The sequence below is a fragment of the Kordiimonas sp. UBA4487 genome, assembly GCF_002389025.1.
In the GTDB taxonomy this organism is placed as follows: domain Bacteria; phylum Pseudomonadota; class Alphaproteobacteria; order Sphingomonadales; family Kordiimonadaceae; genus Kordiimonas; species Kordiimonas lacus.
In genome coordinates this window covers 144,216-157,517 of sequence record NZ_DGNR01000003.1, presented here as the reverse complement: position 1 = coordinate 157,517, position 13,302 = coordinate 144,216, and the positions used below count along the sequence as shown (strand labels likewise).

Genomic DNA, 13,302 nt, shown 5'->3' with positions numbered 1-13,302 from the left:
TTAGATATAGCCAGCGTCTGTGTTGTCGCCGTCCGACAGTGGCAGTGTCACCGTAAAGCGACTGCCCTCGCCCACCTTGCTTTCAAGCGTAATATTGCCGTTCATCTTGCGCGCAAGCTCGCGACTGATGTGCAGGCCCAGGCCCGTGCCTTCCTGGCTCCGGCTATAAATATGCTCTGTCACCTGATGGAATTTTTCGAATACATTTTCAGCATGATCGTCGGAAATCCCGATCCCGGTATCCCAAACGGTGATGGCAACCTGCTGGGCCGCCTCATCTGAGGTAACGTCAATCCCGATGGCACCACCTTCAGGCGTGAACTTGATGGCGTTCGACAACAGGTTCACCAGAATCTGCGTGGTGCGGCGGTCATCGACTTTCACACACAAGCCGGTGGTTTTGTCCAGCCCGTCAACATTCAGCCCTTTGTTGCGGGCGGCATCAATGTTCATATGCACGGCTTTTGTCAGCAGCTGATCCAGCTCCTGCTCATCGATATTGAGGGACAACCCACCGCTTTCAATCACGGCAACGTCAAGAATATCGTTGATCAAGCCCAGAAGGTGCTGGCCGGACTTCCTGATGTCAGACGCATAATCCACATAGGCACGCTCAAGCGCACCGAAGGTTTCACCCTCGAACGCTTCGGCGAAGCCAATGATGGCATTCAGCGGTGTACGGAGCTCATGGCTCATGGCCGCAAGGAACTCATTTTTAGCACGCAGGGCGCTGGTGGCCTGCTCTGTCGCTTCATCGAGCGCCATATTCTTGCGCGTCAATTCCTGCAGCAGCGTTTCCAGATTACGGCGGATATCATCCGCCTCAGCGGCCTGCTTGTAGCGCGCTGTCACATCCATGCCGACCCCACGGTAACCGCGGAAGTCGCCGCTCTGGCGCTCAAACACAGGCACAGCAGACAGGTGGAATTTGAGGTCCGCCCCTGATGGCTCGGTAATTACGAAAAGCTGCTCGCGGAACGGTTTACGCATGCGGATGGCCTGCGGGCCCTCCATGCGTTTTTCCAGATTTTCCTCAAGGCGGCCAAACTGCTCGAATTTCGATCCAATAAACAGCGAGGCAGGCTGGCCAACAATGGCGGTAAAGCGCTCAGACAGAGAGCGGATACGCATATCGGCGTCACATTCAAAGAACCAGTCAGAGCTCGCGCGGGCAAAATCCTGGAACCGGGCCTGCGTCTTGTTCGCTTCCTCGATCCCACGCACCTGCACGGTCACATCTTCATAGGTCCCGGCAACGGCAACAATGTCGCCCTTTTCGTTCCGCACAGGCGTATGACGCCCCAGGAACACACGGTCCCTGCCACTGATGGCCACAATTTCTTCAGCCCGGACAGTTGTTTCACTGGCCAACACATCCTCGATCACAGGCTTCAGGGTTGGCACCTGATACCGCCCGGCATATTTGCCTTCGCCCGGCGCCAACGTGACGTCGCCAAGGGCCCGATCAAGATTCTGGTAATGGTCATTGAAGTGAATGACTGTACCGTCGAGCGCGCACACATAGAAAGGCAGGCTTTCATCTACAAGGATACGCGAGACAAGGCCCAGCACCTGCTCGTTCGCCGGCATCCCTGCACCTGCCTGTCGGCCAACGCTCGCGCCAAACGCCGGCTCCATCGCGTCAGCCCCGTCACCACGGCGCCCCGCCAGGTCGACAACATTGTTGTCTTTCGGCTTTTCCAAAGTCATTGAGGTCCTCCCCGGGCTTACTGTGTCTGGCTGAGCTCCCGATCAGCCGGCACTACCCCACCTTTTCCAATTCTTCTATTGCTTCTTGGTACGCACTGTCGCGCTGCCACACTTGCAGCGCCCCACGGGCATTCTCTTCGCTCGTGGCATCAAACAACTCCAATATGCCTTTCAGCACCCCAGGCGATTTCACACCGCCACCCTCACGGGCCTGCACCACCAGAAGGTAGATGCTGGTAAACTGGTTCCGCTCAACACCAACGGCTTTTGCCAAAATGGCGAAGCTTTCACCGCCCTTGTCTGAAAAGATGCGCCAGGCTGTACGGAAATTGATGCCTGCCAGCTCTGCCAGGCCAGCCACAAACACGGCCACGCGCTGCTGTCTGAGGGCATTCTGCAGGAACTGGATCGTCAGCTCGCCGTTTTCCATCATGCGGCGCACGAGGCGCTGGGCACGGACATAGGCGCTTTGTTCCCCGCCCTTGTCCACCATGACGGAATTAGCAGCGCGGCGCACAGCCTGCTCGAACACGATCGGATCAACCTGATAGTCTTCAAGAATGCGCTTCCTGAGCGCAGCTGACACCCACCAATACATGCGGTAAGCCAAGTCGCCGGGCAGATCGGACCGCTGCAAAAGCGGCTCCTGAAACCGGTCCACCCGGCGGGACTCAGCCACAAGATATTCCATCGCGCGGGACGACAACTGCGTGTCATGGTTATTGAGAAGCGTCTCAACCACGTCTTCGCTACCGTATTCAACCAGCGCATTGCTGACACTTTCGGACACATCTTCGCGCATGGCGATGGCGATGCGATGTTCGTCCGTCCGCATCCGTATAATTTCTATAAGATCTGGATCCTTGAGAAGCGCACTCTTTTCCAGAAGCGGACGCGCGATCTCGATCTCGTCATTCGCAAGCATTTTGACGATATCAGGCAAATCAACCCCCGATGCTGCCAAAGCCTGGGACAGCTCTTTCCTGATGTCTGTTTCAACCTGGCTCACGAGCTTGCCAAGAATGTCCGACATCAGGGCGCGCTCATGCTCGCTGAGCCGGCCACCATCGGATAAAAACAGGTCCGTAATGTTCTCCACAAGGCGCGACCGGGCATCCGAAGACTTGGTCTTCGCCAGCAACAACAATTCCTGCAGCTCTTTACTTACCACCTGACGCCTCCGCCCCCGTAAAATGCTCAAAACAACACGGGCGCTTCTCATGATTTCAAGGTGCAACACACCCCTAGCGCGTTTTAGGATATAGATTCAGAGAGAAGAATCAACACCTTAGGAAAATGGCCCTCTCCCGGATCGGTCCAAATCACGCCTCAAACACCATATATCGAATCATATTGATTCGCAGAGTCAAGATATAGCGATTCGGGTGAGCGATTTTTTTTCGCACATGTTGCGAAAATGTCCTGCAAAAATCAGCTCAGGCACAAGATATTCGAAATTTGTTGCAAATCACTTAAGGGAAAGAGCCTCAGACCAGGGGCTGAAAGGTGCCCCATTCTCCATCCAGGTAGCACAAAGGGTCCAGCGTATCGCCCGCACCCACTTTCACCGCCTCGATGTTGCCAATGACAATAGCATGGCTGCCGGCATCCAGAATGCTTTCGACTGTGCAGTCGAAAGAGACCAGCGCACCGGTCAACAGCGGCGCACCAGACTTGGCCGTAAACCAGCTGCCGCCATCGAAACGCTCGGTTTCGCCTTCGCCGTCCATACCAGCGAACCGCATGGCAAGCGCCTTGTGAGCTGTGCCCAGCACGTTAACGCCCAGCGTGCGCCCCTTCGAGACAATGTCATAGGTAACACCCTGCCGGTTGATGCAGGCCAGCAGACGCGGCGGCTCAGCCGACAAGGAGGTGACAGCTGTTGCTGTCAGCCCAGCCCAAACCTCGCCATCTGCCGCGGTCACGATATTGACCGCGCCCCCCAAGCGGCGCATGCCCTGCTTGAACTGGTCTTTTGAAATAGCCATTGTCGTCCTCATTTGTTCCGACGCTCAATCTAGCCAGCGACAGACCAAATGCAACGACAATCGGCCAGAGCGGGACTACCGGAGCAGATTACCGGAATGGTTTTCAGAGGAAGCGCAACAGCGTCAGTTGGGACAAGGAGCTGATCGATTGATAGGACGCCTCAAGCGCCACCTGGTCGTTGTTTAGCCTGGTAACAGCTTCTGCAATGTCCACATCTTCCACATCGGCAATGAATTTTTCCAGGAATACGGATGTGTCTGTGTGCTGGTCGTCCACCACATCAAGGCGCTCGTACGCGAGGCCGTTGGCCACATGGATCTGCCGCATATTATCGATAGCGGTATCAAGGGATTGAAGCTGACCCTGCAGGAAACTGAACTGGGTGGCATCCAACTCGCCCTGAAGCGGACCGCTGCCGCCCTGATCAAATTGATACAGGTCCAGCATTTCCTGGAACACTCCTTCACCCAAGTCACTGGCAAGAATACCGAACTCAATGTCTACACCGTCTGCAATGCGGGCTTCAAAGGCCACATCACCGTTATCGAACGCGTCACTCACGGATGCCAGCGCGTCCAGATCCGCCAGCGATGTAATATTGACGGGCTCTGACCCGGTTTTCGCACCGGAGAACAGATACGTGCCGTCAAAGTTGGTGTTAAGGGCGTTCGAGACAAACTTGAACGTCTGATCCAGCATCTCACTGAAGCCTTCAGCCTGACCGTTCGCAAGTGTGACCTGGAGGGTTTCCTTGAGCTTTTCCATCGCGCCCAACATACCTTCGATCTGGACGTCGTTGGCGTCCAGCTTGCCGCGAATGGTGTCGATGGTCTGCTGGTATGTCTCAATGCGTGTTTTGAAGGAGCGCGAGCCCAGGATTGTACTGGCCTGTCCAGCAAGACCCCGAAACTCATCAGTTTTCTTGCCAGTGGAAATCTGGCGTTGGCCATCGAAAACCTTCTGCTGGTTTTCCATGATAGAACGGATAAGCAGCGTTTGCTGACCGAATGATGATACCCGAACCATACTAAGCTCCTTACACTATCGACAGCAGGTCGTCATAGAGATCCTGCACGCTTGAGAGGACACGCGCCGCGGCCCCATAGGCATTCTGGTAGACAATGAGGTTTGACAATTCTTCGTCCATATTCACACCGGACACCGCTGAGTTCCGCGCCTGCACTTCCTGTTGCAGCGCGATATTGTCTGCTTCCAGGTCCGACACTCGGCGAGCCTGCAGGCCTGCGTTTCCAAGGAAACGGGCAACATACTGGCTGAGTGTGACATTGCTCGCCTTCAATTCACCTGCACTGTCGAACCCCACAAGGGACGTCTCCAGGCTTTGGAATGCCAGCGCCCCGCGCTGGTCACCGTCTGTCAGCACCACATCACCCACCGCGCCTGTCGCATCAAAGACCGCCAGCGAAAGGCGGTTAGGGTCTGATGTGATGTCTTCGTTAATGGTAACGTCCCGTGCCGCTTCAACCCGGTGCTTGTCGCCAATACCAAAGGCGCCGGTAAAGGTCACACCGGTGCCGCCGATATCCGTGGTGTCGTTGATAACCTTCAGGTTGATGCCGTCGTAGGAAGCTGTTTCCTCGTACGTAAGCTGGCCGTCGCTTTCGAGCGTGAAGGAGAAATACGCCCCCAGACCACCAACGTTATTCAGTTCAGTGATCATGTCGTCGAAGGTCGTGCCTGTGGTGCCAACGGAAATTGTCGCCAGACTGCGCCCCAGAGAGTCCAGCACTTCAAATTCGATGGTTTCGGCCGCACCCATGTTATGGTCTTCCGTGCCGTCGAGGCCCGTTTCATAAATGCCGGCCCGATCTGCGGACAGGAGGTCATTCATACCAAAGAAATGCGAGAAGCCACGACCAGCACGGTCGCTTGGGTCCGCCTCATCGTCAGCAATAACAACACCGTTCGCTGAGTTGGTCGCTGTGAAGGACATCACACCGTTGTTCAGGGCCAAAGTGCCGTCCGCACCCAGGGCCGCATTCACCGCCGTCACAACAGCATCAAAATCGGGATAGGTCCCAGTATCGCTGAAATCGACAGTTACGGAATTGACCAGCTGGTTATTGGCATCAACAACAGCAAACGTGGTCTGACCAGTGAAACCCGTCTGATGTGCGCCGTCGACAAAGGTCTGCTTGCCTTCCATGCTGTTAGGGGCTGGCACAGCCGAATACTTGTTCTGGATGGCATTGAACTCATCCATGGCACGCGCAGACAATTCACCCAGCGTGACACTGAGGTCCACCAACTGGTTGTCGCGCATTTCCATCAGGCCCTTGAGTTTGCCTGAGCGAATGTGAGGTGTCAGGTCGACGGTGGAGGAAATCTGCTCACCGTCGTCATTCACCCGGTATACGTCAATTGTCGGGAACGTGGTGCCGGCTTCAACAATACCCGGCGCATCATATTCCAACTGGAACAGCGATGTATCCAGAAGCGGGTACCCGTCGCCGGTAGCGATCTTGACGCCGCCCGCGGCCGTCCGTTCAATCTTGATGTCAATCAACGACGCCAGTTCGTTCAGCGCAAGCGACAGCTGCCCTTCCAGGCCTCCCGATTCTTCACCCAGCGCACTGGCGCGAACCAGAAGCGGGTTCAGCTCATCGATCCGCTGCAGCGTGGTATTGATCGCATTAACCGTCTCGGCCATTTGGGTACTGGCTTCGCTGCGCAGCGACTGGATCTGATCATGATACAGGTTGATCTGATCGGTAAAGCTGCCGATTTCGGACAGCATCTGCTGGCGACGCAATACATCGGCCGGGTTAAGGGCCAGGTCAGCCATTGCCTGATAGATCTGGTCCATACGTGCCGCGAGTGAACTATCTGACGCCGGGTCGCCAAGAATACCCTGCAGCCGGTCATGGAACTCGCGCTGCACTGTGACCTCAGACAGATTGGAAGTGGAAGTCTGGAGAGCACTTTCAAGGAATTTGTCTACAACGCGCTTGATGTCTGAGATACTGACCCCGGAAGACTGCCCCTGCAGGATATTGGCTTCCGTTTCAACGACCACACGGGCATAGCCTTCGGTGTTGACGTTCGCGATGTTGTTTGACGTTGCCTGGATCGCAGCCTGGTTCGTGAACAGGCCGCTCAGCGAAGTATTGATAATTCCGTTAATCGACATGGATCATCTCCCCCGCTGCAGGTTTTGCACTGGTGGCTGGCCGGGCAAAATATGCCACCGCCATCGGAACACTCGCGGCAAACTTGGCCGTTGGCTGATCCGTAAGCTGACGGGAGAAATCTCTCATTACTGCATATTTTCGACGTAAAAACATATAGTTAGCACACCAATCCTTTATCTCTCGAAGGGACGCAGCGCTGGAAACGCTTTGCCGCTCGCCAAGATAAGGAGCAAGGAGTGTGCCAATTCTGGAGAAAGGAGTACGGGGCGCAGGTCACCCCTGCAGGAACTGAAGCGCCTCGTCAGGCGGCATCGGCTTGCCGTATAGCCAACCCTGCGCATAGTTCACGCCTATTTCCTCAAGGAAGCGACGCTGTTCTTCATTTTCGACGCATTCACCCACCGTTTCAATGCCCAGCCCCTTACAAAGGTCAGCCATTGACCGCAGGAAGGAGCGGTTCTCAGCGTCCTCGAGGCCTTTGCGAATATAGATGCCGTCGATCTTGACGCAGTCTACCTTAAGGACACGCAGATACTGCAGCCCTGCAGCGCCAGCGCCAAAATCATCTAGGCTGACCTTATGACCAAAATCGCGGATACGGCGGAGGATGCGGTTGGTGGTTTCCAGATCGTCGATCTGGCTCGATTCCGTTAGTTCGAACATCAGGTTTTCACGGATGTCACCGCAATCTTCCAGAATATTGAAGAAATGGCGCAGGAAGCCCTGTGACTGGATGGAATGGCCGGAAATATTCACCGCTGCAGCCACGTTATAGCCGATGCGCCGCATTCGCTTGATCAGCGACACCACCTTCATGGTCATGGCCAGGTCAAATTCGTGGATCACCCCGATATCTTCTGCGAAACACATGAACTCGAAAGGCGAACCCGCAAATATATTCTGGTCGAACCGCGCCAGCGCTTCGAAATGATGCAGTGTGCCGTCGTGGATATCGACAATCGGCTGCAGGGCTACATCGAAACGCTCCTGCAAAACAATCTGCTTGAAAGCCTTCAATTGCGCCTTCACCTTCTCCAACCGCCGTTCGTACCCGCCTGTCAGGGCCTGGATGGTCTTGGCATTTTCCTTGGATGCCGCGCGCTTCATGGCATAAACGGCAGCTTTCACCGCGTCGGATTCGGAAATACCGTCTTCGCCGGCCACTGTCACATAATTGGCTTCGTCCCGACCCTGCTTGAAGGCACCGCGCATAGCGTTGGAGACCTGCTGCCGTTCGTCAGGACAGGCCACACCCTCCGGTCTGTGCGCTTCACGCTTGGTCTCCGACAAATCTGCTGCGGCCCCTTCGGCCGCCGCATCGCCCAGCAAGCGGTGAAGCGCCCACAGGCTGACCTCTGCCTTGCCCTGCCCCGCCTGTTCATCCAGCCCCGCCAGCTTCATCAACGCTTCAGGAACACTATGATCTGTCCCCGCTGCATATTCTGTCAGGCGCTGTGCCAGCTTGGCGAAATGCTGCTTGTCGAACTGGCGCGGCGAACTGCTGGGTGCACGCTTGTTCTCGCCGATGGAGAGTTGCCCCCAATAGGGGCTGATTGAAAGCTGGATTGTGCCGGGTTCCGCCCCTGGCGTGCGTACAGCGTGCAGTTCAATCGCACCCGGCACGCCGTCAGCCCGCAGCATGCGAAGCGGCACGGGCCCGACATGGCCGGACTTCATCAGCTTGTGACGCACCAGGCGCCAGATCGCAAAATCCTTGGAATGAATGTAGGCAGTGAAACATTGGCCCATCAGGCCGCCGCTGCCGCACCCCAGCAGGCGGTCCAGGTTGCCCGATGCGTAGATGACCCTGTCATCAGGTGCCAGCTCCATTACTGCACCAGCCAGCGACTGATAAAGCCCCGCGAATCTATGGAGATCGATCGACCGATTGTCGTCCATGCCACCTATCCAAAGCGATCGTTGCAGGCGCCCCTCACCCACACGTCAATTGGCCACACACCCGGAACCAAAAGCGCCAACAGGGACAGTATGGACCCAACATCATTAAAATTTAGTCACTACAACTTTGCGCTTTATTTGACGCGGCTGATCTGCATAATAAGAACAAAAGGAGAACATAATGACCACAAGCGATATACCTGACCCGACAGCCACTGGATACCTGAGCAACATAACCGGCGAGACCAAGGCTCAATTTGAAGAAGGGCAAGCCCCGATATTGGGGCATAACTCCCTGTCCCGAAAGTGGCCGCGCAAACACGGACGCGCTGGAGGCAGTGGCCGCGTGCAAGCCTTTGGCCCAATGCGGGACCTACCTGTGCTGGGGCGGGCGCAAGGCGGGAAGGACGGCAGTATTGTGATGGAAGACAGCGCCATCGACTGGACGTTCCGGCCCGCAGACCTGCAGGGGGTAAAGGACGCCTTTGCTGTTTTTGTTACCGGCGATTCGATGGTGCCCAAATATAAAAACCAGGACCTGGCCTATGTCCACCCAACGAAGCCACCACGCCGGGGGCGTTTCGTGCTGGTGGAAACCGCAGAGCACACAGGTTTCATCAAGCAATTTGTCAAATGGGATGGTCAGGAGCTGGTTTTGAAACAGTATAATCCTGCGCACGAAATTCGACTTCCACGCGAGCAGGTGTTGCGGGTACTGCTGGTAATCGGCAGCCTTGACAGCTGAAGTCGGAAGCTAGGGGCCGGGCGACGAATACCGCCCCGCCCTCATATAGCGCTGTGCGTCAGGTGTCAGCTATTCTGCTGCCTGGGCATGCTGCGGCTGGGCAGCTGCACCAGCTGCGAGACGCCCCGCAGCCCGGCCACTTGCCGCAGACGCGTCAGACAGAAAGCCCTTCGGCCCAACCCAGTCGCCAGCCAGACAAAGGCCAGGCACTGACGTCTCCACCGCCGGACGCCCCGCCATGCCGCCATGCTCTGCAAGCGGAAGCGAATTGGCGATCACCATACCGGGGCGGAAATACCGCGAGACGACATGCTGCTTCCAGCCCGGCTGTAACTGATCGGTATAGCTCTCGACCTCTTGTTCCAGCGCGCTGGCTTTCTCTGCTCTCAACGGGTCCAGGTATTTTACGGTATGCAGCAAGCCGCCACCCTCTGGCGCCAACTTGGCCACACAGGAATGGACGGAAAGATAGACAGGGTCATCGATCCCCAGTGCGAAGCTGGTGGCCTCAACAGGCACCTTCGAGAGACACACATCCAGGCACGCCCCCCGGACCGGCACCGCCTGCTCGGCATAGCCTGTTAACTCGGGTGCGAGGCCTGCCGCAACCGACGCCGCCTGTTTCGGCGCCAGGGCCAGCACTACAGCATCCGCACTGACCCGCTCCTTGGACGTGATCACGGTAAAGCCAGCACCAGTACGCTCGACATCACTGACCTTCTGGCCTGCCTGCAGGTCAACGCCACTTGTCTTGGCGGCGTCAACCAGCGTGTCCACCATCTGTTGCCAACCGCCGTCCAGATAAAGCACGCCCCCAAGCGCCATCTTCAGCTGTTCGATTGCCGCGCCGCCACACATCTGGCTGGGCGCGTTGGCATAGGTGCTGAGCCGCATCACGGCATGCATATAGGCGCGGGCACCTGGCGCAGGCAGAAGCGCCTTGAGCGTGTCCTCAAGTGTCATGCCCACATAGTCTGCCGAATTCATTTTGGGTAATTTGGCGTAGAATCGCGTCGTCGCCCACCTGTCCATGAGCGAGAACAGTCCCGTCCGCCAAAATGACGTCAGACTGAAAGGCAACAGATAAGACTTGCCCTGCCGTGTGGCGGTCTGGCCTTCAAGGAGCGGCGTACCGCCGGCAACAGTCAGGCCCAGATCATCCAGCGCCTGCTTGGCGGCACCGTCCTTGTAAAGAGCGTGCGCGCCCATATTGACCGAGAAACCGCCTTCATTGGTGGTTTGGGCCCTGCCGCCAAACTGACGCGCTCCTTCAAGCACCGTCACCCTGGCGCCGTCCTTTGCGGCGTAAAGGGCCGCGATCAGCCCGGCCATACCACCGCCGACAACAACCACATGCTTGGTTGCGTGCGGATTCTCGGCGCCGCTATCCTGAATGTCCTTGATGTCGGTCATTGTCATCCTCCTGTCGTACGCTCGAGCCAACTTATTGATTTTTCCATTTGTTTTGGGTCAACCTCTTCCGCTGCCTGCGCCACAAGTGCAGCGATGGTTACCTTCTTCAATTCCCGTCGCCAGGCGGCCTCGGCGCTCCACATGGCGCGGGCAATGCCGCAAGGCTTCTTATAGGCCGCAGCGCCTACGGCCGATGGGCCCCTCCGCCTGATTTCGGTGCACTGGAAGCATGGGTCCTTGCCGTCGATGGCTTCCACCACATCCAGAAGCGTGATCCGCTCAGCCGGGCGCCCCAGCCGGTAACCGCCCCCAGGGCCGCGTGTAGTCTGCACGATGCCCGCCCGTGACAGGCTCTGCAGGTGTTTCGCCAGATAGTCCCTTGGGACATCATGAAATTCAGACAGCCTGCCCACCGGCAGGGCCGTCCCATCGGGCAGCGCTGCCAACAGGGTGCAGCAGTGGATCGCCCATTCTATGCCTTCGCTCATCTTCATGATTCCGGATATAAATCATCCGAATATATTCGGTCAAGAAATATCCGCAATTGTCGCATAAAAAACGCCACCAAGATCGGTAGCGTTCTTCCCGGATAATATTGCAGGCTATTCGTGGGTCAGCCCATTTTGCGGCAGCAGAACTGCGTGCCGTTCAGGAACACCAGACGCAAGTCCTTTTCATGCAGGTTCTTGTGCAGCGCATCGATCACACCGGTGCCCCACCAGAACTGGTCGGTATAGTCGTCCCCGTAGATCAACCCTTTGGGCTTGACCTTGTCATAGAACAGGTCGAAGTCCAGGCACACACCTTCATAGCTGTGGTCGCCGTCCAGATAGACGAAATCCAGGCTGCCGTCCGGGATGTGCGTGACCGCGTCTTTTGAAAAATCGCGCAGGATTTCCACCGCCGGATTATTGGCAAAGCGCTTCTGCACGCTTTTGAAGCGTTGATCCATTTCCCGCTGCGCCACCTTTTTGCCGAACCAGGATTTGGCATATTTTTCGTCTTCAACCACCTGCCAGGGGTCGATCAGATACATCTTTTTCGGGTTGGCTTTATTGATGATCTTCGCCGAATAATCGCCCAGGTGGACGCCCACTTCCGCGCACACCGCATTCTTGGGCATATGCTCAAGAACTTGCTGTCGTGCATTCATGTCTTGCTCTCGCTCACTCAAATTCTGGCGGTTGGTCCCGGACCCCGCCCCCCATTTTTCTCAATCGTGGGCATATCAAACCGGATGGCCGCGCATGTCAATGCAGGCTCACGAATTAATTGAAGGTCAGGAGAAAATGGTACCCGCAACCGGACTCGAACCGGTACGACCATACGGTCTCAAGATTTTAAGTCTTGTGTGTCTACCAATTCCACCATGCGGGCACATGAGGCTGGTCTTCGGTTATTAATCATTCATCCTTCCCAAAACAACGGCTTATTTCGTTATGTTTCAATAAAAACTGTTGCCAAGCCCCGGAAGCCCTGCTCTGGTGCGGCCTCAACGAGTAATGTTACGTGTTCCAGAGGTTGCCATGACCGAAAAATTTATCCTTACCCTGTCCTGCCCTGACGAACCCGGCATCGTTGCCGAAGTTTCCGGCCTGATTGCCACGGCAGGCTGCAACATCACGTCAAGCAACCAGTATGCAGACACGGCCACCGGCCAGTTTTTCATGCGCGTGGCCATCCGCCCACTGAGCGAGCCTGTCAGCTGCGATGACTTGCGGGCGCGATTTGCCCCAGTGGCCGACAAATTCGGCATGGACTGGGCCATCCACGACGCTTCAAAACCCCAGCGCGTGCTGATCATGGTCTCAAAATTCGACCATTGCCTGATGGACATCCTGTACCGCATGGAACGCGGCGCACTGCATATGGAAGTGCCCGCCGTGGTCTCGAACCACAAGGACGCCTACCAGCTGACGGCTTCCTACAACATCGCCTATCACCACTGGCCGGTCACGCCGGAGACAAAGGCCGAGCAGGAACAGAAGCTTCTGAAGCTGATCGATGACGAGCAAATCGACCTGATTGTGCTGGCGCGCTATATGCAGGTGCTGTCGAACAAGGCGTGCGAACGCCTGGCAGGCAGGGTGATCAACATCCACCACAGCTTCCTGCCTTCTTTCAAGGGCGCAGCCCCCTACCAGCAGGCGCATGAAAAGGGTGTGAAGCTGATTGGCGCCACCGCGCACTATGTGACGGCGGACCTGGATGAAGGCCCGATCATTGAACAGAATGTGGCCCGGGTGAATCACGCCATGGAGGCCTCGGACCTTGTGGCCACCGGCCGCGATGTGGAGCGTGTCACGCTCGCCGAGGCCCTGAAACTGCACCTGGAGCATCGGGTACTGCTGAATGGCACCAAAACGGTGGTGTTCAAGCCTTAGGCGGTCAAAT

General features: G+C 56.7%; 11 protein-coding genes and 1 tRNA gene. 2 read left to right on the top strand and 10 right to left on the bottom strand.

Annotated features, from left to right (window positions below):
- From B3Z17_RS02040 to B3Z17_RS02015, 6 genes are all read right to left on the bottom strand, one after another.
- Positions 1–1,710: a sensor histidine kinase gene (locus B3Z17_RS02040; protein ID WP_286828375.1), complete on the bottom strand. Its 1,710-nt coding sequence runs from the start codon at positions 1,708–1,710 to the stop codon at positions 1–3.
- Positions 1,711–1,762: 52 nt separating this feature from the next.
- Positions 1,763–2,881, bottom strand: coding sequence for a DUF2336 domain-containing protein (locus tag B3Z17_RS02035; RefSeq protein WP_068305415.1), 1,119 nt, complete (start codon positions 2,879–2,881; stop codon positions 1,763–1,765).
- Positions 2,882–3,197: 316 nt separating this feature from the next.
- Positions 3,198–3,698, bottom strand: a complete 501-nt coding sequence (locus B3Z17_RS02030) for a flavin reductase family protein (protein WP_286828373.1) — start codon at positions 3,696–3,698, stop codon at positions 3,198–3,200.
- 103 nt (positions 3,699–3,801) lie between these two features.
- Positions 3,802–4,725, bottom strand: a complete 924-nt coding sequence (locus B3Z17_RS02025; RefSeq protein WP_286828372.1) for a flagellin — start codon at positions 4,723–4,725, stop codon at positions 3,802–3,804.
- Between the two features lie 10 nt (positions 4,726–4,735).
- Positions 4,736–6,850 (bottom strand): flagellar hook-associated protein FlgK, encoded by a 2,115-nt coding sequence (gene flgK, locus B3Z17_RS02020; protein WP_286828370.1) that lies wholly within the window; start codon positions 6,848–6,850, stop codon positions 4,736–4,738.
- 274 nt (positions 6,851–7,124) lie between these two features.
- Complete coding sequence (locus B3Z17_RS02015; RefSeq protein WP_068305410.1) at positions 7,125–8,750, bottom strand: sensor domain-containing phosphodiesterase; 1,626 nt, start codon at positions 8,748–8,750, stop codon at positions 7,125–7,127.
- A 181-nt stretch (positions 8,751–8,931) separates the two neighbouring features.
- On the opposite strand from B3Z17_RS02015, the gene B3Z17_RS02010 reads away from it, so the two are divergent.
- Positions 8,932–9,495 (top strand): S24 family peptidase, encoded by a 564-nt coding sequence (locus B3Z17_RS02010; RefSeq protein WP_286828369.1) that lies wholly within the window; start codon positions 8,932–8,934, stop codon positions 9,493–9,495.
- A 69-nt stretch (positions 9,496–9,564) separates the two neighbouring features.
- Here B3Z17_RS02010 and B3Z17_RS02005 read toward each other — a convergent pair whose 3' ends face one another.
- The 4 genes from B3Z17_RS02005 to B3Z17_RS01990 form a co-directional block, all read right to left on the bottom strand.
- Complete coding sequence (locus B3Z17_RS02005; RefSeq protein WP_286828368.1) at positions 9,565–10,908, bottom strand: phytoene desaturase family protein; 1,344 nt, start codon at positions 10,906–10,908, stop codon at positions 9,565–9,567.
- A 2-nt stretch (positions 10,909–10,910) separates the two neighbouring features.
- The gene (locus B3Z17_RS02000; protein WP_286828367.1) at positions 10,911–11,396 is read right to left on the bottom strand and encodes an RrF2 family transcriptional regulator; all 486 of its coding nucleotides are present in this window, start codon (positions 11,394–11,396) and stop codon (positions 10,911–10,913) included.
- A 125-nt stretch (positions 11,397–11,521) separates the two neighbouring features.
- A complete protein-coding gene (locus B3Z17_RS01995; RefSeq protein ID WP_286828366.1) occupies positions 11,522–12,061 on the bottom strand; it encodes a class I SAM-dependent methyltransferase in 540 nt (179 codons plus the stop codon).
- A 137-nt stretch (positions 12,062–12,198) separates the two neighbouring features.
- Positions 12,199–12,285, bottom strand: a tRNA-Leu gene (locus B3Z17_RS01990).
- Between the two features lie 149 nt (positions 12,286–12,434).
- Here B3Z17_RS01990 and purU point away from each other — a divergent pair.
- The gene (gene purU / locus B3Z17_RS01985; protein ID WP_286828365.1) at positions 12,435–13,292 is read left to right on the top strand and encodes a formyltetrahydrofolate deformylase; all 858 of its coding nucleotides are present in this window, start codon (positions 12,435–12,437) and stop codon (positions 13,290–13,292) included.
- Positions 13,293–13,302: the final 10 nt, after the last annotated feature.

What these genes read in the sequence shown, in the direction of transcription:
- B3Z17_RS02040 (WP_286828375.1), bottom strand. Translation starts at nt 1,710, where the DNA reads ATGACTTTGGAAAAGCCGAAAGACAACAATGTTGTCGACCTGGCGGGG.
- B3Z17_RS02030 (WP_286828373.1), bottom strand. Translation starts at nt 3,698, where the DNA reads ATGGCTATTTCAAAAGACCAGTTCAAGCAGGGCATGCGCCGCTTGGGG.
- B3Z17_RS02025 (WP_286828372.1), bottom strand. Translation starts at nt 4,725, where the DNA reads ATGGTTCGGGTATCATCATTCGGTCAGCAAACGCTGCTTATCCGTTCT.
- flgK (WP_286828370.1), bottom strand. Translation starts at nt 6,850, where the DNA reads ATGTCGATTAACGGAATTATCAATACTTCGCTGAGCGGCCTGTTCACG.
- B3Z17_RS02015 (WP_068305410.1), bottom strand. Translation starts at nt 8,750, where the DNA reads ATGGACGACAATCGGTCGATCGATCTCCATAGATTCGCGGGGCTTTAT.
- B3Z17_RS02010 (WP_286828369.1), top strand. Translation starts at nt 8,932, where the DNA reads ATGACCACAAGCGATATACCTGACCCGACAGCCACTGGATACCTGAGC.
- B3Z17_RS02005 (WP_286828368.1), bottom strand. Translation starts at nt 10,908, where the DNA reads ATGACCGACATCAAGGACATTCAGGATAGCGGCGCCGAGAATCCGCAC.
- B3Z17_RS02000 (WP_286828367.1), bottom strand. Translation starts at nt 11,396, where the DNA reads ATGAGCGAAGGCATAGAATGGGCGATCCACTGCTGCACCCTGTTGGCA.
- B3Z17_RS01995 (WP_286828366.1), bottom strand. Translation starts at nt 12,061, where the DNA reads ATGAATGCACGACAGCAAGTTCTTGAGCATATGCCCAAGAATGCGGTG.
- purU (WP_286828365.1), top strand. Translation starts at nt 12,435, where the DNA reads ATGACCGAAAAATTTATCCTTACCCTGTCCTGCCCTGACGAACCCGGC.